A 21,848-nucleotide genomic window follows, 5' to 3' on the forward strand; every position below is an offset into this window, starting at 1 on the left:
AAACTGTCGAACTCGGGTATGAAATTCAGTGTTTTTTTCTAGGATCCGCATCGCGAAATCTTTGATATAACAGCATTTTGGCCATTTTCATTTGCCTAAAATGGCCTCAAAACTGTCGAACTCGGGTTAAATGAGGAGTTTATTAAAAAGTGAATTTTTAGAAAATATTTTGTTGACTTATGTAGCCAAACAGTCTATGCTAGTACTGTCCACGATATTGAGCAGAGGAGAGATGAGCCATGAGTGTAGTCCAGGAAACGAAAGGCTATTTCGGCGAATTCGGCGGCAGCTTCGTTCCGGATGAATTGCAGGAAGTGCTTGACTACTTGGAAGAGCAGTTTCTGAAATATAAAGATGACCCGGAATTCAATGAGGAGTTTCGAACCTACTTGCGGGAGTATGTCGGCCGCGAGAGTCCGCTGACGTTTGCGGCGCGATTGACGGAGCGGCTCGGCGGGGCGAAGATTTATTTGAAACGTGAGGATTTGAACCATACTGGTTCGCATAAAATCAACAACGTCATCGGGCAAATTTTGTTGGCGAAACGGATGGGGGCGAAACGGGTCATTGCGGAGACCGGCGCAGGCCAGCATGGGGTGGCGACCGCTACCGCATGCGCCATGTTTGGCATGGACTGCACCATTTATATGGGAGAAGAAGATACGAAGCGTCAGGCGCTCAATGTGTTCCGCATGGAGCTGCTAGGGGCGAAAGTCGTGCCGGTCTCGAAAGGGCAAGGGCGGTTGAAGGATGCCGTGGACGAGGCGCTGAACGATCTTGTACAAAACTATAAGACTACGTTTTATTTGCTTGGTTCGGCGGTTGGTCCGCATCCGTATCCGTCGATGGTGAAACATTTTCAGTCGGTTATTAGCGAAGAGAGCAAGCGGCAAATTTTAGAGAGAGAAGGGCGGCTTCCGGATGTGGTGGTGGCCTGCGTTGGCGGGGGAAGCAACGCCATCGGGGCGTTCGCCCATTATTTGGATGAACCAAGCGTGCGGCTCATCGGTGTCGAGCCGGAGAAGGCGGCGACGTTGACGAAAGGGGTTCCGGCGGTTCTTCACGGATTCAAGTGTCTCGTGTTGCTTGATGAAAACGGCAACCCGCAGCCCACATACTCGATCGCCGCTGGGCTCGATTATCCGGGCATCGGTCCGGAGCACAGCCATTTGAAAGTGTCCGGGCGGGCTGAGTATTATACGGTTACGAATGAGGAAGTGCTCGAAGCGTTCCAACTGTTGTCCAAAACGGAAGGAATCATCCCCGCTCTGGAGAGCGCCCATGCGGTGGCGTACGCTATCAAGCTCGCGCCGACGTTAAGCAAAGACCGAATCATCATTGTGAATTTGTCGGGGCGCGGGGATAAAGATGTCGAGCAAGTGTTTTCGATGTTACAATCATAAATTAAGAGGAAAGCGGGCGGACTTTCACGGCGGTGTCCACGTGAAGCCGCCTGCTTATTGTTTTCGATCTCCCGTTTCCCGATTGGTGATGTTCTGCCCTTTTTCACCATCGTTGGCTAACTAATCGCCACTCCTGCACTCGCATATCCCGTGACGGAAGCGGCGATTGAAAGACCGGAAGTGGTGATGAAAAACGCCATGAGCAGCCGGTCGCCAGCATTGACAGGCACGTTTAATCCTGTGATGATGCCGCTGGCGTTTTGGGCTAGGGAGATGGGAAAGGTGATTGATGGCGTTAATGTAATGAGCGTGCCTGGAATAGGCGAAAATACGTTGCTGGATGGAGAAGTGGCGATATACAATTGAGCGCGGATCGTAGCCGTTCCTAAAAGCGCTGTGCCCGTTGTGGCGGAAAAATTGGCTGCGACAGCAGTAATGATTCCTGAACGCGGGATGGTAAAGGAAAAATTCGATGTGCCCCCAAGGTTTATGGTTCCTCCCACTAAACTGATGCTTGAAGCAGCGTTTCCAAATCCGATCAAACTTGCGGTGTTGGCCAACCCAGCTATAGTGGCGGTCAAGACAACCGTTGTTCCTGAAGCGAATGGAATGATGGCTCCTGCTCCAGCGGGTCCCGTAGGTTCGGTCGGTCCTTGGGGTCCAATGGGGCCCGTGGGCCCTGTAGGTCCCGTGGGTCCTTGAGGTCCAGTCGGTCCTGTAGGCCCTGTGGGTCCCGTGGGTCCTGTTGGTCCGGTATAGATTTTTACAATCGGCGGCCATGTTCCGCATAAAGGGGAAAGACATTTTACTCGAATAGGACGTCGGTCAGACAAGCGGCATAACCTCCCTTCATCACGATTCATCGGTTTGGTGGAACGTGCTTTCGGCGGCGAGAATGGATTGCAGCAAACATTCGTTGTGCAAAACCGCGGGATGATGAGGAACGTATTGTTTGGCTTTTTCGTTATGTTGGTATGCTAACTCGTACTCGCCCATGTAAAAGTAACATACACAAAGCTGCAAGTGGGAAAGCCAAGTCCAACAAGCATGATGAACAAATCCCCAGCTGTCGGAAGGCATTGTGAGCTGAGTGGCTAAATGGTACCAAAATGCGGCAAGCCGATATTGCTTGCGCTGAAGAAAGTAATAGCCGAGCCGGCAGCAGCATTCAGCCCGAGGGGTATCGTATTCGAAAGATTGGTACACATATCGAAATGCCTGTTCTTCATCACCAAGTGCGTAAAAACAGTCTGCCAACTTTCCGCAGGCGGCGATGCAATCTTCCACCCACCCTTTTTTTGTCTGCAAAAACTGTTCATAATACTGAATGGCCCGCTCGTATTGTTGATGGTCGAACAGTTCGTTGGCGAAGTAAAAGAGATCTCTTGGCGAAAATTCTGCTCCTTGTGCCAACTGCCTTTCATAAATTTGCAAATTTCGATCTGAAGCGCAGCGGTTCGGTTGATGAATAATGGTAATATCGCTGTTGAGAATCGTTCCCCATACTTCTAGATATTCATGAACCATCCCATGCCATCGGAAGCCGCTGGATCGTTTGACGAGACGATTTCGGCGGACGCTAGAGATCGTCTTTCCATATTCATCTTGGGCAAGGCTGTAAATCATGGTGACGGAGTCGATGTCAGAAGAAAGGGTGCGCTTCAATGTGAGAAATTTGGTCTGCTCTTCTGCCGGCAAGATGTCGTCTGCGTCCAGCCAAAAAATATAGTCCATGGTGGCGTGGGAAAAGGAGAAGTTTCGCGCCGCCGAGAAATCATCGCTCCAAGGAAAGTCGATGACTCGTGCGGTGTAGGAGCGGGCGATTTCTTTCGTGCGATCCGTTGATCCTGTATCCACAATCACGATTTCGTCTACGAGATGTTGGACGCTGTCCAAACAGCGGGCAAGGACGTCTTCTTCATTTTTGACGATCATGCAAAGACTGATGGTGATCAATTTCCTTGCACCTTCCTTTCGGCCATGTTGCTGTTTCACTATATGCATCATGCGGGAACGTGCTTATGCCAATGCCGCATGGCGCTGTGAAAATCGAGGAAAAAGGGCGGAGTGAAGAAAATCCCTTCATCCCCGCAATCAATGGGGGATGAAGGGACTGATTTGCTTCGCGGTTGACCTTAGTTGTGAATGAGCGCCGTGCTGTAAGGCGGTGCTCCCACAATCCTCTCGCATTGAAACGCCAGCCTCAATCGGGAGGGGTTACACCGCTTCAACAGGAATAAATTCCCATTTATTTATATCAAATAATCCTTGGTCGGTCAGCTTGAGCTCTGGGATGACCGGCAAGGCGAGGAAGGACAATGTGATGAATGGGTTGAACGAGCCATTGGCGCCGATGGCTTTAAGGGCTTTGTCAATCTGCTTCAATCCGCTTAGCACCTCGGTATAGTCTTTTCTTGTCATTAGACCGCCGATCTCAAGCGGCAGGCTGGCAAGCACCGCTCCGTCTTTGATGACCGCCAAGCCGCCGTGCTGCTCGCGGAGCTGTTCGATGGCGGCGGCGAGGTCGCGATCGTTTGTTCCGGCGGCGATGATGTGGTGTGAATCGTGCGCGATCGAAGAAGCAATGGCGCCTGTTTTGAACCCGAAGCCGCGGACGATGCCAAGGCCGATGCCGAGGCCGCGATGGCGTTCGACGACCACAAGCTTCAGCAAATCCCGCTCGATCGACGGGCAGAAAGCCCCTTCCTGGACATCAACGTCCGTGATGAGGTGGTTCGTATGCAAATGGTTCGGGATGATCTCGATGACATGGACTTTCGTTCCTCTTTTCATCGGGATGCGAAGATCGGTTTCGTCCACTGCTTGGCAACGGATGGAGTGAAGCAATGGCTGTTCAAGGCTTTCTGCCGATCGTTCGGCCGGAAACACCGTCTGTCCATGTTGGGCCACTAGTCTTCCCGCTTTGAAGACGTGGGTGATGTTCAATGTTTCCAAATCGTCAACGAACAAAAAGTCGGCGTCATATCCTGGAGCGACAGCGCCCTTTGTCGGCAAACGGTAGCACTCTGCGGCGTTCAGCGTGGCCATTTGGATGGCCAGAAGCGGGTCGAGGCCGGCCTGAATGGCGAGCCGCACGTTATGATCGACGCTGCCTTCGAACCATAAGTCGTCGAGATGTTTATCGTCTGTGCAAAACAGAAAGCGGCGCGCGTTGTGCTCATGGATGGCGGGGAGAAGTTTTTTGAGGTCTTTGGCGACCGAGCTTGGCGAATGAGCACGTACATGCCGCGGCGAACGCGTTCCAGCGCTTCGTCGGCGGTGACGCATTCATGGTCCGTATGGATGCGGGCGCTTCGGTAGACGTTGATGGCGTTGGCATCAAGGCCGGCCAAGTGGCCGTCGATGAGGCGGTTGGCGTTTGCCGCGAGCGCCAGTTTGTCAAGCATCGATGGTTGTTGTTCCTTTAATGACGGATAGTCCATCACTTCCGCCAATCCGAGCACGCGCTCATCAGCGAAAAACGGCGCCAGTTCCGCAGCGGATAAGGAGGCTCCGGCATGTTCGAACGAAGTGGCGGGCACGCACGACGGCAGCATCATATACACATCGAGCGGCGTCCGTTTCGCATCGTCGAGCATAAATTGTATGCCGCGGACGCCAGCGACATTGGCGATTTCGTGCGGATCGGCAATGACGGTCGTCACGCCATGCGGGAGAACGACGCGGGCGAATTCGCTCGGGGGCACCATCGACGATTCGATATGCACGTGTCCGTCAATCAGCCCCGGGCATATATAACGCCCTTCGGCATCGATCGTTTTCCTTCCCTCATAGCGGCCGATGCCGACGATCATCCCTTCCGCAATGGCGAGATCCCCTTCGATGATTTCGCGCGTAAACACGTTGACGATTTTCCCGTTTTTGACAACGAGATCCGCTTCGGTTTGTTTCGCTGCGGTGGCTAGCTGTTTTTGTAAGATCGAATTCATGCTGTTGACTCTCCTTTCCTCATGTCCATCGCCTGATCATCGGCGGAAATTGGTTTCATTGTAATGAGCCAGCTGACAAGTTGTCAACCGCTTTGGTTCGTTTTTTGCCATGCGTATGGCGCTGTTGTTTTCGCCTCTCTTTATAACGTAACAATGTTATGCTGCAATTAACAAAAGGAAGGGGGTGTGCGGCTCATGGAACAAGAATTGATCTCGAAAAAAGGACTGCTTGAGCTGACGGGCATTTCGTACGGCCAGCTTTACCGCGATATCACAGCATTTTGGCCATGTTCATTTGCCTGAAATGGCCTCAAAACTGTCGAACTCAGGAAATAAAATCCGGCGTTTTAGGGCTGTCTCACAAAGATGAGATAGCCCTTTTTACATATGGCTTGACAAAGAAACAGTTCTTCAGTTAATGCCACAAGCAATGGATAGCATATTGCTTTTCTTATTTTTGGGCCATTTCAAAATAAAATTTGTCTGGAAATGGAGAGCCCCTCTTTCCCAAATAGTATACATAATGAACAATAGTATATTTTTTGATACTATATAAAAATAAAGTGCGTACTTTTAAAGGCAAAACATACATAGTATACTCATCAGTGTGTAAGAGATAAACACATAAAAATGCTACTGCTTATGCAACCTGCAAAATTTTTATGAGAGGTGAAGGATTCATGGAATTACAATTAGCATTGGATCTCGTAAACATTCCAGAAGCGAAACAATTAGTAAAAGAAGTTGAGGAGTATGTGGATATTGTAGAAATCGGCACTCCAGTTATCATTAATGAAGGTCTTAGAGCTGTAAAAGAAATCAAACAAGAATTTCCTCACTTAAAAGTATTGGCAGACTTAAAAATCATGGATGCCGCCGCATATGAAGTCATGAAAGCGTCCGAAGCCGGAGCCGACATTATCACGATACTTGGAGTTGCTGAAGATTTGTCCATCAAAGGTGCTGTGAAGAAGCTAAAAAACAAGGCAAAAAAATATTGGTGGACATGATCGGGGTTAAAAATTTAGAAGAACGAGCGAAAGAAGTAGATGGGTTTGGAGTCGACTATATTTGCGTACACACAGGTTATGATCTTCAAGCAGTCGGCAAAAACTCTCTTGAAGACCTTGCCACAATCAAACGTGTCGTGAAAAACGCAAAAACTGCGATCGCAGGCGGCATTAAATTAAACACATTGCCTGAAGTCATTAAAGCAAAACCTGATCTTATCATCGTAGGCGGCGGTATTACTGGTCAAGAAGATAAACGAGCTGTAGCCGCTGAAATGAAAAAAATGATCCAACAAGGTGAATGAATGATGCAAGCTACGCAATATTTAGGAGAAATCATCAAAGAGTTAAATCGGACAGCCGATTTAATCGCCGCGGGAGAAGCGGAAAAATTGGTGAATGAGATTCTCAAAGCAAAGAAAATTTTTGTAGCTGGCGCAGGCAGGTCTGGATTTATGTCCAAATCTTTTGCGATGCGAATGATGCACATGGGGCTAGACGCCTATGTCGTAGGCGAAACCATCACCCCTAACCTAGAACAAGACGACATTTTGATCATTGGATCGGGTTCAGGGGAAACGAGAAGTTTAGTTTCCATGGCTGAAAAAGCGAAAAGCTTAGGGGCAACCGTAGCGTTAGTGACCATTTTCCCTGAATCGACCATTGGACAATTGGCTGATATCACGGTCAAATTGCCTGGCTCGCCTAAAGACCAGTCAGATAACGGATACAAAACGATACAGCCGATGGGATCGCTTTTTGAGCAAACCCTCTTGCTGTTTTATGATGCGATCATATTAAGATGCATGGAGAAAAAAGGATTGGACTCCAATACCATGTTCAAAAGACACGCCAATCTGGAATAGAGTATAAGGAATGCTGCGCAGACATCTTTAACCATTCGAAATTTTAAGCTATTTAAACGAAATTTTTAACTTAATCACGGGGGAAAGGAGAAAAGGCCGCAAAGCTTTCTTTAAGAAACGCTTTGCGGTCTTTTTTTGATCGGGAGATTGGATTCTTGTGATCGATCCATGATCGTTCATTCCCTTCGTGCACATCAGCCGCTCTCCACTATCAGCATTCCCTCGATGATCATTACAAATCAAATCGGTTATAGTCGGAACGCGGGGGGGGGGGTGCCAAGACTTTTTGCAAAATCGATGACCACTCCTTTCATGGTTGCACGCGGCGTCAAAAACTCTCAAAAGTCTGTTGCCTTCCATAATCCATCGGTAAAATCGTGCGATGGTGGCAAATGTCATTCAGCAAACCTTGAAGAACGCAACTCCGCATGCAGATGTCAGGAAACGGCGAACAAAACGCCCGCCCTCGGCAACGGGTATTCCCGCTGCAGAAGGCGGGCAGTCTTTATCGCTATTCTTTGCCGCAGAACTCTTCGTCGTAATAGAAGTCCTGCTCAAACTCCACCCACCCGAAAAAGAGGGGACGAGGCTCCTCGACCATCTCTAAGCGATAGACGGTGCTGACGTAGAAGGGGATATCGGGTTCTTTGACCGGCACCGGTGCTATGCGCGCCCAGTCTAGGAACACAATATCCTCTAACAGATAGTCTTGGAAGGCGCTCAGCATGTCAGTGATGGCAAAGCCCATGTCAAGGATGCCCTGCTGGATCTGCCGCCATTTCCGCCAAGAGGCCTCCAAGTAAGAGAGTCCAAAATAGCCCGCGGCACCGGGCCCACGCACCCCCTCTGTACAGCGGCTTAGAAAAAGCAGGAGTCCCTTGACGGTGTCGACCGGGTCCGTGAAGAACACATCAAACTGGCCGCGGAGATGGGACGGCAATTCATCCCGCACATCGTAGACCTCGGCGTGGACGTGGTCCCAACCTTGGTCCTGAGCCACATCGCGTACAAAGCGGACAATGCGTTCATCCACGTCCAAGACACAGATGCGCCGCGGCAGCCCCGAGAGCGCAGCTGCAATGCTTGTAAGGTCATCATCGCCCAGCAGCAAAATGTCTCGCCCCATCAGATCTCCCTGTTGGGCCATCAGTGCCAGCCGCCGAACGGTTGTCTCGGGCGTCACATACCCTTGGTCAAAGTCGGGCGTCGCCTTGGGCCGCATGGCTGCGATATCTTGAAAAGCAGCAAGGACGCTGTCAAAAGGCGGCCTCAGAACAATGCCGCGCCCCGCGCAAACCTCACAGCGCTGTTCGGCCACCCGTTCTAGGCCCATAGTTTCTGCCTGACGACGCCCTTTCTCAGTGATCACAAAGCGGTCGCCGTTGTAGGCCGCCAGCTCTCCCTCCAAGAGCGACTGCAGCGCCTTCAGCACTTGGTGCGTCTGGGCTTTCCCTTCCCTCATCAGTTCCCAGTAGGATTTCGGGCCAAAGCAAAGCGCACGAAGCAGAAGCGTGTCGATCCGACGACTTTCCGCAGCAATACCGACTTTCGACATGGGTACCACTCCTTTCGCCCTAAAAGAGTAAAGACCATTCCGCTCCGGCACCCCTTCGTTTTCATCGAAAGGAGCGACATGAAACATAGAAAGCAGCGGTTCAAACGTTTTTGGAACGCTTGCCTTCTTAGCGTGAGGCCTAACGATCATCCGAAAGATAAAGCATCCTTCCCCTTTCCAGCATCGAAATAGCATTTTTGCTGCTTTCGATAGGGAAACGATAAAAGACGCGCTGAAGTTGGAAGAATTTTTTTAAGGTTCCATAAGCATGGTGTTTTTATTAAGGTTTAAATCGGTAATAGCGGTATGGTGTTTTTCGCCTCTAGTTTTTCCATCATTTCATACCAATCCCTTGGTTTGTTCGATAAGACAGAATAATAACGTTTCAAAAACTTCACAACAAGATCCGCTGGAAGTTCATTCACGCTATCGTCCATCGGAAGGAAACAAAGATCAAGCCCGGTTACGGCTTCTCCATCATTGTTCCAAGATGGATGGACATAAGGGAAGTCAAGCCGCTTATATCCCAAATGAGATAATACCTCACGACGAACATATGGATCCATCGGCTTAATCCCGCCAAATTCATAATGCTCCACCCGATAAGGATCATAAATCTCGGCGAACATGCCATACAACTGCTTTCCATTTGCAGCGGCCCAATTTTGCAAATCCTCCAGCCGCTTTTTGGCTAAAAACCGGCCGATCCCCAGTCCTGCTTGGCCGATAATGGTGAAATCTGTCATCGCGACATTTAAATCTTCATAATAACGGTACTCCGTTGCGCCTACTACCTCTCCTTCGTGAACAGCAACGCACACACGAATTCCCGGATCTTCCAGAGGCTCTTTCCACAAATCAAATGCCAATACTTCTTCCGGAGGAAATACATTTTGCATCAATTGATGCATTTTCTTAAACAAAGGGTCTTCAATGTTCGTAATTCTGCGATACTCCATCTTCATCATTCTCCTTTAAGATTTTGCGCGATAAAAAGGATTTTTCCATTCCATCAGTGCAGCATAATTGCACGATTCTTCATCTTCTAAATAGTTCGCCACCACTTTGACAGGTGTGCGGCCGCAGCGAAGCAGGAAGGTAATAACAGGATCTTTCAATTTGCCTTTTACTACCGCTTCGAGATATTGCTCCGCTGTCATCTCATGCGCTTTTTTATGATAGCCAGGCATCCTCCCTCCGCCTAACAGCCGCTCTAGTCCCAAATGAACAACCACTTCATACATGGATAGCATCAGCCATTTTCCCAGCCCCCATTTGCGGTAGGCAGGGCGCACGCCAATATCAACGACATAAAGCGTATTCCCGTTTGGGTTATGGTTACGGATATATCCATGATCCGTGATCTCTTCCCATGTATGGTCCGGATGGCTGGGGTCAAAGTCGACAATAAGCCCTGTCATTGACCCCGCAATTTCGCCATTCACCTCAACACATAAGGCTCCCTCTGGAAAGAGTGTCACATGGTTTTTCAGCTGTTCCGTATTCCACCATAATTCAGACGGGAATGGCGGAGGAAAACTTTCCTGTTGAATGCGGATTAATCCAGGAAAGTCCTTTTCTTCATAATTTCGGATCACCGCTGGAACAGGACGATCTTGGTCAAAGACATAAAACTCCTTTCGATACATTCTTACCCCTCCTCTCTCGTTATCCATCTAGCAACGTATCGCCCATTCATGTGGCGATACTGATATTATTAGGCACATCATTCCATTTAACAAGTAGATACTTTCGTGTTACATAGTGTGAAAAATTATACCTAAAAATAAAAAAAGAAATTCGGAATATTTTTTCCAGACCTTCCTCGCATTCGAACAGCCATGCCTAGTCCACATTATTGTGTAAAATCCATTCTCCATCCAGTGAACTTGGATCACTGGAAAACAAAAGCACTTTTTTGCCGTTTTTCTTTTTACGCCATTTTCGGGACTCCATCAACAGTCATCAACGCATATACAGAAAAACCAACGGACAGCGGTTCTTTCATAAAGATGGTTGTCCGTTGGTTTTTCGCGTCTAATTATAAAACTTATTGCTTTCCTCATTATCTTTCATGTGTGTATTTCTTTGTTTACCAGCAAAAAAAGAAAAGTGCATATAACATACACGCAGATCGTTTTCGAAGCTTTCATAACGGAGAAAGCTTTCTACTTGGCTGCTTCATTGATTTTTACTTGCCCCTTTACGACCGTCTCCATATAGTTTTTGCCCCATTCATACATCGCATCAAGAATTGGCATCAAACTTTTTCCATGTTCGGTCAATGAATATTCCACTTTTGGCGGAACAACCGGATAGACTTCGCGATGAACAATTTGATCTTGCTCCAGCTCCCGCAGCTGGTTAACAAGCATTCTTTGGGTGATCCCAGGCATGAGGCTTTTAGTTCGCTAAACCGCTTCTTTCCCCCTTTTCCTAGATGCCATAAAATAAGCATTTTCCATTTACCGCCAATAACAGCGAGTGTTAATTCTTTTTCACAATTATACGTCTTGCCACAAACGTGTCCCATCATTTCACCCCCATGTTGATTATAACGCGATAGTATACTTTTTGTCACTTTATGATCATAAAGAACATACTTACAAATAAATGTTATATATCTGTTATTTTCACTCATTGCAAATGGTATTCATTCCTTCGGGATAATACAATCCATTCATTGCATCTGGATGCCTTTTATATCATTAAGTATATTTTTTTACACTATATTATATTTTTGTCACTACATGATAATAAAGTGCGTACTTCTCAATAAGTTTTATACACATTATACTAGCATCTGTAAACAATCACGGGTACTGGAGGGAGCAGCATGAATCGTTTTACTATTCCTCGCGATATTTATTTTGGAGAGAATGCTCTCGATGTTTTAAAAACATTGGAAGGAACAAAAGCTGCCCTCGTCATTGGCGGCAGCTCCGTCAAGAAAAACGGAAATCTTGATAAAATTCAGCAACTTCTTTCAGAAGCCAATATAGAAACAAAAGTGATTGACGGAATTACGACAGAACCAACCACCCAAATGGTAAAAAAAGGAGTGCGCATTCTTAATGATTTTCAGCCAGATTGGGTGATCGGGATTGGCGGCGGGTCAGTAATGGATGCGGCAAAAGCGATGTGGTTGTTCTATGAACATCCAGAATTGACATTTGAAGAAGCGACACGTCCATTTAGCCTGCCACGCTTACGCACAAGGGCAAAGTTCGTGGGAATCCCAACGACAAGCGGAAGTGCATCGGAAATATCCAATTTATCGGTTATTACTGATGCAGAAACAGGGGTCAAATATCCACTGGCTGATTTTGAACTGACGCCAGACATGGCGATTATTGATCCGATTATGGTCCAATCCATGCCGAAGCACGTTACAGCCTACAGCGGGATGGACGCAATCACACATAGTATTGAAGCATACGTAGCAAAGCCTCGTACGATTTTCACAGATTCCTTGGCTATTGAAGCAGCTCAAGTACTGAAAGAAAATCTTCTTGCTTCTTACCACGGAGATGCTAAAGCCCGCGAACAAGTTCATTACGCTCAGGCGATGGCTGGAATGGCCTTTGCTAACGCGGTGCTAGGAAATGTGCACAGTCTTTCACACAAAAGCGGCCCAATATTTAACATTCCGCATGGATGTGCCAATGCGATTTATTTACCATATGTAATCCAATTTAATCGCACGGTAGTCGAGGAACGTTATGCAGCAATTGCCAAACGGCTCGGTCTGGATGGGGAAAACAACAAAGAATTGGTGGATTCACTCATTGCTTGGATTCGTGACTTGAATAATAAGATGAATATTCCAAATACACTTCAAGAATACGGAGTGTCCGAAGAAACGTTCACCGCACACGTGGATGAAATGGCGGCCAATGCCGTAAAAGATCCTTGTACAAGCACAAATCCGCGTGAAACTTCTGTAGAAGAAATGAAAAAATTATATATCGCAGCGTTTTATGGTCTAGATGTCAACTTCTAAACAAATAAAAAAAGCAAAGCCTGTCACTAACATTCTTACCAGCGATAAAAAGATCGGATTCCATTGAATCTGATCTTTTTATCCCACCGTTTGCTTTTATATTTATATTACCATAGATGCCTTAAAAAAGGTACTAGGTTATTTTAATCATTTGCCTTTTAGCGGATGTATTTTGTTTAAACGTTCATGCACGACAAATACATGGACAAGACTTTCTCCCTGAAATGGGCATTATTCATAAAAAATACCAATTCAAGCAATGTAGTAAACGTTGTTATATCTGCTCTATCCACTTTATTCTTTTGGGAAAATGTTTCGAAAAGTCAGGGGGGATCACATTGGATTCAATGACCTTTATCTTGTTTGGAGCAACAGGTGATTTAGCGAAACGAAAAATTTTCCCTGCATTATATAATTTATTTCTTGATCAAAAAATGCCGCAGCCATTTTCCATTATTGGCGTAAGCAAAAGAGAATTGTCCGATGAAGCGTTTCAAACATATGTGGAAAATTCGGTAAAAACCTTTTCCAGACGTTTGGCAAATGACCGTTCCAAAATGAAGGAGTTTCTTCGCGCGTTTCGCTATATTTCTCTAGATGTAACGAATGCACAAGGGTATAAAAAGTTGCTTGAAATGGTTCAACAACGGGAAAAAGAATTGAATATTCCTGAAAACCGCATGTTTTATTTATCTGTTGCGCCGGAATTTTTTGATGTGATCGCGTCGAACATCAAGGAAAGCGGATTAGGATCCACAACAGGTTGGAAACGTCTGATTATCGAAAAACCGTTTGGCCACGATATCCAATCGGCCCAAGATTTAAACGAAAAATTAAGCCAAGCTTTCGAGGAAGAAGAAATTTATCGGGTAGATCATTACCTTGGAAAACCGATGGTGCAAAACCTTGAAGCTTTAAAATTCGCCAACCCTGTGTTTCAAGCGATATGGAATAATCAATTTATAGCCAATGTGCAAATTACAGCTAGCGAGACCGTTGGGGTAGAACAAAGAGCAAGCTATTATGATCAAGCAGGCGCCATTCGCGACATGTTTCAAAACCATATGTTGCAACTGTTGATGATGACAGCCATGCACTTGCCAAAACAAATTAGCGCAAAAGACATCCGTAACGAGAAAAGAAAAATTATGGAATCTCTTCGACCAATACAGAAGGAAGAAGTAGGCTTGCACGTTGTTCGCGGCCAATACGGTCCTGGAGAAATCGATGGCAGACCAGTGGTTGGATATAAAGAAGAACCTGGCATCGATGCTTCTTCGACAACGGAGACGTTTGTTGCGGCACGTCTGTGGATTGATGATGAAAACTGGAGCGGGGTGCCATTCTACATCCGTACAGGTAAAAGAATGAAGGAAAAGTCCACACGTATCGTGATGGAGTTTAAAAATCCATTAAAGGAATGGTACTTGCCAAAAAATGAAGAAACAGCTCCTAATCTTTTGGTGATTCAAATCAATCCGAACGAAGGCGTTTCGCTGCAATTCAATAGTAAAAATGTATTCAACAACGGAAAGATGGAGCCTGTCCATATGGACTTCGCAACGAATCAGAAAGAGGTGCCTGAAGCGTATGAACTCTTAATTTTTGACGCTTTGCACGGCGATTCGACTTTCTTTGCCCATTGGAAAGAGGTCGAACTATCTTGGAAATGGCTGCAACCTATTTTAGAGGCATTTGCGGAAAACCGCCTTCCTCTTTACTCCTATCGTTCAGGATCGATGGGGCCAGAGGCTTCTTATCAATTATTGAAAGAAGACGGATTTTATTGGCGGTAAATAAGCTTTTCCGGAGCAAACCTGAAAACATAATTTCTGGATAAACTAACTATGAAATAGGAATAGCCAATCTTCTTTGACCAAGATATTTTTAGGAGGTAGTCAGCATGAGAGTCGGGCTAGTCGGTTTAGGAAAAATGGGATTAAACTTAGGCAAAAATCTTATGGACCATAAGCACGAAGTAGTGGCGTTCGATATAAATACAAATGCGGTGGAAGAAATAAAAAAATACGGTGCTAAAGGCGCATCCACTTTAAAGGAACTCGCCCTATCATTAGAAAAAACGAGAATTGTCTGGATAATGGTTCCCCACACCGTTGTTGATTCGGTGATTAGTGAAATTGCGCCATTTTTAAGCAAAGGAGACATTGTGATCGATGGTGGCAATTCTCACTATAAGGAATCGATTCGTCGTTATAACGAGCTAAAGGAGATTGGAATTCACTTTATGGATGCTGGAACCTCTGGTGGAGTGGAAGGTGCTCGTAACGGAGCGTGTTACATGGTTGGAGGGGATTCTGAAGCTTGGAACATTGTCGAGCCTCTTTTCCGAGATACCGCTGTCAAAAATGGGTATTTATATACAGGAAAAACAGGCAGCGGCCACTTCTTAAAAATGGTCCACAATGGGATTGAATACGGAATGATGGCTTCCATTGGCGAAGGATTCGAAATATTAGAAAAAAGCGAATTCGATTACGACTATGAAAAAGTGGCGAGAGTGTGGAACAATGGTTCGGTTATTCGTTCATGGCTCATGGAATTAACAGAACGCGCGTTTTCAAAAGATGCAAAATTAGAGGAAATCAAAGGAATTATGCATTCTTCTGGCGAAGGAAAATGGACGGTCGAGACAGCATTAGATCTGCAAACGGCCACTCCTGTCATCGCCATGGCCTTATTGATGCGGTATCGTTCATTAGAAAGCGATACATTTACAGGAAAAGTGGTAGCCGCTCTACGCAATGAATTTGGCGGACATGCTGTAGAAAAAAATGAGAAGAAATAACATAAAATCCCCTTGCAGGAAGGCATACAATGGACATGCGCTGCAAAATAGAATGAGAAAGGAGAAGTGTATATGGCTATCTCTTTTGATTACTCCAATGCCTTGCCATTTATGAAAGAGAGTGAACTACATTATTTAAGCGAATTTGTAAAAGCGGCTCATCATATGCTTCATGAAAAGAAAGGCCCAGGATCCGATTTTCTTGGTTGGGTGGATTGGCCGATTCGTTATGATAAGGACGAATTTGCGCGAATCAAGCAAGCAGCCGAAAAAATCCGCAATCATTCAGATGCTCTTGTCGTCATCGGCATTGGCGGATCTTATTTAGGGGCAAGGGCCGCTGTTGAAGCATTATCCCATGCCTTTCATAACCAAATGAACGATATGACGCAAATTTATTTCGCTGGCCAAAATATCAGTTCCACTTATCTCTCTCATTTATTAGATGTATTAGAAGGCAAGGATCTGTCGATCAACGTCATTTCTAAATCGGGAACAACGACAGAGCCAGCCATTGCTTTTCGGATTTTCCGCGACTACATGGAGAAAAAATATGGAAAAGAGGAAGCAAGAAAACGGATTTACGTTACTACCGATCGCGCAAAAGGAGCATTAAAAAAGCTCGCTGATCAAGAAGGCTATGAAACTTTCGTTATTCCGGATGACATAGGCGGAAGATATTCTGTGCTGACAGCAGTTGGCCTGTTGCCAATCGCCGTCGCTGGATTGAATATTGATCGAATGATGGAAGGCGCAGCATCGGCATATTATAAATATAACCATCCTGATCTTTCAACCAATGAAAGTTATCAGTACGCTGCCGTGCGAAATATTCTCTATCGCAAAGGCAAAGCGATCGAATTATTGGTGAACTATGAGCCATCCCTTCATTATGTATCTGAGTGGTGGAAACAGCTGTTTGGCGAAAGCGAAGGGAAAGATCAAAAAGGACTCTTTCCTGCATCCGTTGACTTTACAACAGATTTACATTCCATGGGGCAATACGTTCAGGAAGGCCGCCGCATTCTGATCGAAACAGTGCTGCAAGTGAAAAAACCGCGAATCGAACTGACGATTCAAGAAGACCCAGAAAATATCGATGGATTGAATTTCTTGGCCGGCAAGACACTGGATGAAGTAAACAAAAAAGCTTTCCAAGGCACGCTATTCGCACACGTAGACGGCGGAGTGCCTAACTTAATTGTTGAACTGGATGAAATGAATGAATACACCTTTGGGGAAATGGTATACTTCTTCGAAAAAGCTTGCGGCATCAGCGGCCATTTGCTCGGTGTAAATCCATTTGACCAACCGGGAGTGGAAGCATACAAAAACAATATGTTTGCCTTACTTGGCAAACCGGGGTTTGAAGCGGAAAAAGCGGCTCTCATGAAACGGCTATCGAAATAGCGTTTTCCTTACAGCTGTTTGAAATAACGCTCTACATGTAAACTGCCTGTTTTCCTGAACTCTGCAGGAGACAGGCAGTTTCCTTTTTTCCTGAAACTTGATGATCCTCCATTATGGAAGGAGAGATGGATTTTCATGCCTGGGTGGGGAGTAAAATTTACTCATGGATGTTTTCTGTGAAAATAATGAATCCATGAGCGGTTATTTTCATGCTTGGGTGGCGAGTAAAAGCTTACTCATGGATGTTTTCTGTGAAAATGCGCCGCCTTGATAAGTCATTTTCATGCCAGGGTGGGGAGCAAGGCTTGCTCATGGATGTTTTTTGTTTCTCCCTTCTCTTTTGATTTTCGATAGAATACAATAAACATAGGAGGTGAAACCATGTATCGAACGCTGAAAACCCGTTTTCGAGCAAAAAAAGAAGTGATTGATAAACTTTTTGAATGCAATCGCATCTCCGCAGAAGTTTGGAATGAGTGTCTTCGTTTGGCGAAAGAACATCATTTGAAAACAGGAAAATGGATAACCAAAACGGAACTGCAAAAAGCAACAAAAGGTCGTTTTCCTATCCACAGCCAAAGCATCCAAGCCGTTGTGCATAAGTATATATTTGCCCGTGACGGAGCAAGAGAAGCACGGAAAAAAGGGGAGAAAACCAAATTTCCGTACAAAAAGAAAAAACACTTCAATACAAAATGGGCAAAAGATGGGTTTGTTTTGCATGAAGACGGGACGTTGGAACTGTCGCTAGGAATTTGGAAACGGAAAAGACAATCTCCTTTGGTGGTGAAAATGGATAAAGAACAAATTCCAAAGGGTCAAGTGAAAGAAATCGAACTCGTTTATGACCGTGGTTTGTGGCTTTGTTTGTTGTATGAAGATGGAAAAGAACCAAAAGAGAATAAAAATCAAAACCGTGTCGCTATTGACCCAGGGGAAATTCACACCATCGCAGCCGTTTGTGAAAATGGGGAAAACCTCATCATCACGGGAAGAAAAATAAGAAGCATCCATCGGTTGAGAAACAAAAAATTAAAAGAACTGCAAAAACTCATGAGCAGATGCAAAAAAAGGCTCCAAACAATGGAAAAAGTACAATCGGGCAAAACAATATGTACTTTCGAAATCAGAGGCACAACTAAAGGATGCGTTGCACAAAACCACGAGACAATTTGTTCGTTGGTGTTTGGAAAACCAAGTGAAAGAAGTCGTCATTGGGGATGTCGAGGGGGTACAACGGAACACGAAAAAGAAACGAAACAAAAAGACCAATCAGAAATTATCCAATTGGTCGTTTGGAAAACTATTTGATTATCTCAAATACAAATTGAATGCCGAAGGCATTGAAATGGAGAAAAAGGACGAGAGCTACACATCGCAAACATGCCCTGTTTGCGGGAAGAAGAATAAATCTTCTTCTAGAAATTATACATGTCAATGCGGATACAAACAACACCGTGACATCCACGGAGCGATGAATTTATTTGCCAAAGTATATTATGGCGAAATTCGCCCGTTGGAATTTACGGTCAAACCGTTTACGTATCGACGGATTGCATAAGCAAGAAGTCGTAGATGGCGAGTTCCCGCCTTGAGTATCGATGATACTCATGTTGCCTGTCGCTCCCAACGGGACGGATGCCAGGCGTTGCCTGCAGATAGGCTGCCGACCAACCTATCACGCATCCACCCCGAAGGGGAAACAGGAAACTCCCACTTCTGTAAGTGGGAGAGGTTCATTGAACAAACGTTCCGGCCGTCGCGCCCGCTTATTTGGTTTTTGGCTTCTCTGTTGCTGCTGATCACCGGATTGTTTGGATATTATTTTTTTACCTTGCTTTAATAGCGGCTTTTTGGCCGCTTTTTATTATCCTGAACCGAGAAGACACCCGCTTCCACGTGTGAGCATTGGTGTGCGTGGAGGACTTGCGCGTTAGGAACATGCAAAAGAATCGCAAACTAGCCATGTCAAGACAAGGTGCGGTTGCGGTCGATAAGCATATATATATTTATCATGATGCCAGCGCCGAAGCTTTGTTGATTCAACGGGGGGATGGTCATGTTTATCCACATTGTTCAACCTGGAGATACGCTTTTTTCAATCAGCAGGCGATACGATTATCCGCTGGAAAGTCTGCGCCTTGTCAATGGCTTAGTTGAAACGAATATTGTTCCTGGTCAAGCTTTGCTTGTTCCTAGCTATACGTATACAGTGCAGCCAGGAGACACGCTAAGCGCCATTGCACAGAAAGCATTTGTGACGGTCGAACAGTTGCGGGCAGCCAATCCGGCGGTGGATCCGTACAGGATGTATCCGGGAATGAAAATTTATATTCCTGATATTTCCTGGTATCAAGCTATAACGTTAGCCTATTACATTCTCCGCGAACCGAACTTAGATCGGACGTTCGTGCGAGATTTTGCCCCGTATTCATCGTACATTGCCCTGTTCGAATATCACTTTGCCCCTAATGGCGACATTGTCACTACGCGGGATGACGCCGCAGCGATTGAAACAGCATGGCAAAACCGCGTCACACCCATTGCGGTAGTGACGAACCTAACATCAGAAGGATTTAGTGCGAGACTGGCAAGCCAAGTGCTGAACAATACGGAAGCAAGGGCGAACTTGGTTGAGAACATCTTTTATTTAGTATCACGGAAAGGCTATGGTGGCGTCAATATTGACTTCGAGCAGGTTCGCGGAGAGGATCGTGATTTGTTTACGGGTTTTTTGCGCCAGTTGCGCGATCGGTTAAAACCGGCTGGGTATGTTTTGACGATCGCCGTTCCAGCGAAAACGAGCGAGGAGATCCCTTGGCTCAGGGGCTACGATTACGGCGGCATTGGTGCTGTCGTCGACTATATGTTTATTATGGCGTACGATTGGCACCATTTAACAAGTGAACCTGGTCCAGTCGCTCCTATTAGTGAGGTGAGATCGACGCTTCAGTTTGCCGTCGAGCGCGTCCCCCGAAAAAAAATCTTGCTCGGACTTCCTTTATATGGATACGATTGGATCATTCCGTACCAGCCTGGGACATTGGCGGAGGCCCTCTCCAACCAAGAGGCGGTTTTAACCGCCATGCGTTACCAATCGCCGATTCAATATTCGTTTCAATATGAATCCCCCTTTTTTCGATATACGGATGAACTTGGAAACATTCATGAGGTATGGTTTGAAGATGTCAGAAGCATAGGGCAGAAAATGAAATTGGCCCGCCAATTTCAGATTGCGGGCATCGGTGCATGGGAGTTGGGGCTGCGATTTGCGCCAGGCCCATGGTTGGTGCGAAAGTTTTTTACTGTTCGGAAAGTATAAGAAACACCCATTTCCGTTGGTTGTCTAGTCAGCGGGGAAATCGGGAAAATGGATGCTTCTCGCTTCGTTTGAAGTGGGAAGCGTTTTTTGGAAGCTGGCTGAAAAGTCGTTGCATAGGATTTTGCGTTTTTTTGTTGACAAGAAAACAATGATGCGATAGTATGATTATTGCAATACATATACGCGTATATGTATAATACAGCGTGTATATGTGTATAAAATATTATGAGGGTATCGAAATAGAATAGCGACATACGTGAAGGAGGTTGTTGTCATGAAAGTGGCGATTATTGCAGCAAACGGCGGGTTGTTTGATGCGTACAAGGTGTTCAACATTGCGACGGCCGCTGCGGCGGCAGACGCGGAGGTCGGGGTGTTCTTTACGTTTGAGGGGTTGAATCTCATCCATAAAGAAGCGCACAAACAATTGCCGATTCCGGAAGGGAAGGAACATTTTCAACAAGGGTTCCAAAAAGCGAACGTTCCATCGATTGCCGAATTGCTTCAAATGGCGCAAGAGATGGGGGTAAAGCTGATCGCTTGCCAAATGACGATGGATGTCATGGGGCTTGACAAAGACCAATTCGTCGATGGCATTGAAGTAGCGGGGGCGGCGACGTTCCTGCAGTTTGCGAAAGACGCCGATATTACATTGGCCTTCTAATAAGGGAGAGGAGGAAGGAGAATATGGCACAAGTCACGGTCTATACCACAACGACATGCCCGTATTGTGTCATGGCGAAAAACTTTTTGCGCGCCCAAGGGATTCCGTTTAAGGAAGTGAATGTCGAGCTCGATCCGGCTTACAAGGAAATTCGGCAGACCAACATGGGGAAATTGCATCCTACGGAAGAGGAACAACGGGAGATGGAAATCGGTCCAAACCGGTGCGCCGTTCGGTAGGGAAAAGCCGGCGTTTTCCAATGCCGGCTTTTTTCCTCTCTTTGCGAGTATAATGAAATGGAAGTGAGGAATAGGAGGGAAAAGGATGACAGGGCATCGTTTTCATTACGAACATGCTGAACGATTATTGGATCCGAAGCGCAAGGAATGGATCGACCCGCAACGGGTCATTTCGATGTTGTCCGTGAAACCGGATGACACGGTCGTCGATCTTGGCGCCGGGAATGGTTATTTCACGATTCCTCTCGCGCAGGCGACAAACGGAAAAGTGTATGCGGTCGATGTGCAGCCAGAAATGATTGAATTGCTAAAACAGCGAGCCGCGAAACTAGCGGTCACCAACATCGAATATCGGGTGGCGGATGTCGCTTCGACCGCCTTGCCTTCGCATTCGGTGGACAAAGGGATCATGGCATTTGTCTTTCATGAGGTGGAACAAAAAGAAGCAGGTGGAACAAAAAGAAGCCGCCCTTGACGAAATTCGCCGTGTGATGAGGCCAAACGGGCAGTTTCTGTTGATCGAATGGGAGACGATGGAAAGCGAAATGGGGCCGCCGCTCCATGAGCGGATTCCGTCGGAGGAACTGTTTTCCTATGTGAAGCAAAAGGCGGGCAACGTG

The 21,848-nt window shown here is 46.2% G+C and carries 13 protein-coding genes and 7 pseudogenes; 13 read left to right on the forward strand and 7 right to left on the reverse strand.

Going from position 1 to position 21,848, the window contains the following annotated elements; all coding sequences use genetic code 11:
- The first annotated feature begins 239 nt into the window (after positions 1–239).
- On the forward strand, positions 240–1,403 hold the full coding sequence (gene trpB, locus I656_RS05080; RefSeq protein ID WP_020755760.1) for a tryptophan synthase subunit beta: 1,164 nt from the start codon (positions 240–242) through the stop codon (positions 1,401–1,403).
- Between the two features lie 116 nt (positions 1,404–1,519).
- Here trpB and I656_RS19280 read toward each other — a convergent pair whose 3' ends face one another.
- The 3 genes and pseudogenes from I656_RS19280 to ade all read right to left on the reverse strand — a co-directional run bounded on the left by I656_RS19280 (position 1,520) and on the right by ade (position 5,353).
- Positions 1,520–1,984: an exosporium glycoprotein BclB-related protein gene (locus I656_RS19280; protein WP_187298884.1), complete on the reverse strand. Its 465-nt coding sequence runs from the start codon at positions 1,982–1,984 to the stop codon at positions 1,520–1,522.
- A 271-nt stretch (positions 1,985–2,255) separates the two neighbouring features.
- On the reverse strand, positions 2,256–3,410 hold the full coding sequence (locus I656_RS05075) for a glycosyltransferase (protein WP_020755762.1): 1,155 nt from the start codon (positions 3,408–3,410) through the stop codon (positions 2,256–2,258).
- A gap of 210 nt (positions 3,411–3,620) precedes the next feature.
- A pseudogene (ade, locus tag I656_RS19770) lies at positions 3,621–5,353 on the reverse strand (adenine deaminase).
- 195 nt (positions 5,354–5,548) lie between these two features.
- Here ade and I656_RS05070 point away from each other — a divergent pair.
- The 3 genes and pseudogenes from I656_RS05070 to hxlB all read left to right on the forward strand — a co-directional run.
- Positions 5,549–5,620: pseudogene (locus I656_RS05070) on the forward strand (DUF4004 family protein); the annotation flags it as partial.
- A gap of 413 nt (positions 5,621–6,033) precedes the next feature.
- Positions 6,034–6,668 (forward strand): annotated as a pseudogene (hxlA, locus tag I656_RS0116080) (3-hexulose-6-phosphate synthase).
- 3 nt (positions 6,669–6,671) lie between these two features.
- Positions 6,672–7,229, forward strand: a complete 558-nt coding sequence (gene hxlB / locus I656_RS05065; RefSeq protein WP_015375154.1) for a 6-phospho-3-hexuloisomerase — start codon at positions 6,672–6,674, stop codon at positions 7,227–7,229.
- 511 nt (positions 7,230–7,740) lie between these two features.
- Here the strand turns inward: hxlB and I656_RS05060 are convergent.
- The 4 genes and pseudogenes from I656_RS05060 to I656_RS0116085 form a co-directional block, all read right to left on the reverse strand.
- Positions 7,741–8,784 carry a bis-aminopropyl spermidine synthase family protein gene (locus I656_RS05060; protein ID WP_033006074.1) on the reverse strand — a complete coding sequence of 348 codons (1,044 nt, stop codon included), beginning with the start codon at positions 8,782–8,784 and terminating at the stop codon, positions 7,741–7,743.
- Positions 8,785–9,071: 287 nt separating this feature from the next.
- The gene (locus I656_RS05055) at positions 9,072–9,743 is read right to left on the reverse strand and encodes a hypothetical protein (protein WP_033006067.1); all 672 of its coding nucleotides are present in this window, start codon (positions 9,741–9,743) and stop codon (positions 9,072–9,074) included.
- A gap of 15 nt (positions 9,744–9,758) precedes the next feature.
- On the reverse strand, positions 9,759–10,433 hold the full coding sequence (locus I656_RS05050) for a GNAT family N-acetyltransferase (RefSeq protein WP_015375151.1): 675 nt from the start codon (positions 10,431–10,433) through the stop codon (positions 9,759–9,761).
- Positions 10,434–10,952: 519 nt separating this feature from the next.
- Positions 10,953–11,425, reverse strand: a pseudogene (locus I656_RS0116085) (winged helix-turn-helix transcriptional regulator).
- Positions 11,426–11,620: 195 nt separating this feature from the next.
- Between I656_RS0116085 and I656_RS05045 the strand changes: the two are divergent.
- The 9 genes and pseudogenes from I656_RS05045 to I656_RS0116100 all read left to right on the forward strand — a co-directional run.
- Entirely contained in the window at positions 11,621–12,787 is a 1,167-nt protein-coding gene (locus tag I656_RS05045) for an iron-containing alcohol dehydrogenase (protein ID WP_015375150.1), read from the forward strand.
- A gap of 338 nt (positions 12,788–13,125) precedes the next feature.
- Positions 13,126–14,583, forward strand: a complete 1,458-nt coding sequence (zwf, locus tag I656_RS05040) for a glucose-6-phosphate dehydrogenase (RefSeq protein WP_033006070.1) — start codon at positions 13,126–13,128, stop codon at positions 14,581–14,583.
- 107 nt (positions 14,584–14,690) lie between these two features.
- Positions 14,691–15,593, forward strand: coding sequence for a phosphogluconate dehydrogenase (NAD(+)-dependent, decarboxylating) (gene gnd / locus I656_RS05035; protein ID WP_020755776.1), 903 nt, complete (start codon positions 14,691–14,693; stop codon positions 15,591–15,593).
- A 72-nt stretch (positions 15,594–15,665) separates the two neighbouring features.
- Positions 15,666–17,003, forward strand: a complete 1,338-nt coding sequence (locus tag I656_RS05030; RefSeq protein ID WP_033006072.1) for a glucose-6-phosphate isomerase — start codon at positions 15,666–15,668, stop codon at positions 17,001–17,003.
- Between the two features lie 1,126 nt (positions 17,004–18,129).
- Positions 18,130–18,564 (forward strand): annotated as a pseudogene (locus I656_RS19295) (RNA-guided endonuclease TnpB family protein); the annotation flags it as partial.
- Positions 18,565–19,062: 498 nt separating this feature from the next.
- Positions 19,063–20,325 (forward strand): glycoside hydrolase family 18 protein, encoded by a 1,263-nt coding sequence (locus tag I656_RS05025; protein ID WP_033006073.1) that lies wholly within the window; start codon positions 19,063–19,065, stop codon positions 20,323–20,325.
- A gap of 274 nt (positions 20,326–20,599) precedes the next feature.
- On the forward strand, positions 20,600–20,989 hold the full coding sequence (locus I656_RS05020) for a DsrE/DsrF/DrsH-like family protein (protein WP_011231562.1): 390 nt from the start codon (positions 20,600–20,602) through the stop codon (positions 20,987–20,989).
- Positions 20,990–21,012: 23 nt separating this feature from the next.
- Positions 21,013–21,126, forward strand: a pseudogene (locus I656_RS19925) (glutaredoxin family protein); the annotation flags it as partial.
- A 187-nt stretch (positions 21,127–21,313) separates the two neighbouring features.
- Positions 21,314–21,848, forward strand: a pseudogene (locus I656_RS0116100) (class I SAM-dependent methyltransferase); the annotation flags it as partial.

The sequence above is a fragment of the Geobacillus sp. WSUCF1 genome (assembly GCF_000422025.1).
Classification (GTDB): domain Bacteria; phylum Bacillota; class Bacilli; order Bacillales; family Anoxybacillaceae; genus Geobacillus; species Geobacillus zalihae.

Bases quoted from the DNA above. Each gene is read 5' to 3' on its own strand.
- I656_RS05060 (WP_033006074.1), bottom strand. From the start codon at position 8,784: ATGTCGAAAGTCGGTATTGCTGCGGAAAGTCGTCGGATCGACACGCTT.
- I656_RS05025 (WP_033006073.1), top strand. From the start codon at position 19,063: ATGTTTATCCACATTGTTCAACCTGGAGATACGCTTTTTTCAATCAGC.
- I656_RS05050 (WP_015375151.1), bottom strand. From the start codon at position 10,433: ATGTATCGAAAGGAGTTTTATGTCTTTGACCAAGATCGTCCTGTTCCA.
- trpB (WP_020755760.1), top strand. From the start codon at position 240: ATGAGTGTAGTCCAGGAAACGAAAGGCTATTTCGGCGAATTCGGCGGC.
- hxlB (WP_015375154.1), top strand. From the start codon at position 6,672: ATGCAAGCTACGCAATATTTAGGAGAAATCATCAAAGAGTTAAATCGG.
- I656_RS05045 (WP_015375150.1), top strand. From the start codon at position 11,621: ATGAATCGTTTTACTATTCCTCGCGATATTTATTTTGGAGAGAATGCT.
- I656_RS05075 (WP_020755762.1), bottom strand. From the start codon at position 3,410: ATGATGCATATAGTGAAACAGCAACATGGCCGAAAGGAAGGTGCAAGG.
- gnd (WP_020755776.1), top strand. From the start codon at position 14,691: ATGAGAGTCGGGCTAGTCGGTTTAGGAAAAATGGGATTAAACTTAGGC.
- I656_RS05055 (WP_033006067.1), bottom strand. From the start codon at position 9,743: ATGGAGTATCGCAGAATTACGAACATTGAAGACCCTTTGTTTAAGAAA.
- I656_RS05020 (WP_011231562.1), top strand. From the start codon at position 20,600: ATGAAAGTGGCGATTATTGCAGCAAACGGCGGGTTGTTTGATGCGTAC.
- I656_RS05030 (WP_033006072.1), top strand. From the start codon at position 15,666: ATGGCTATCTCTTTTGATTACTCCAATGCCTTGCCATTTATGAAAGAG.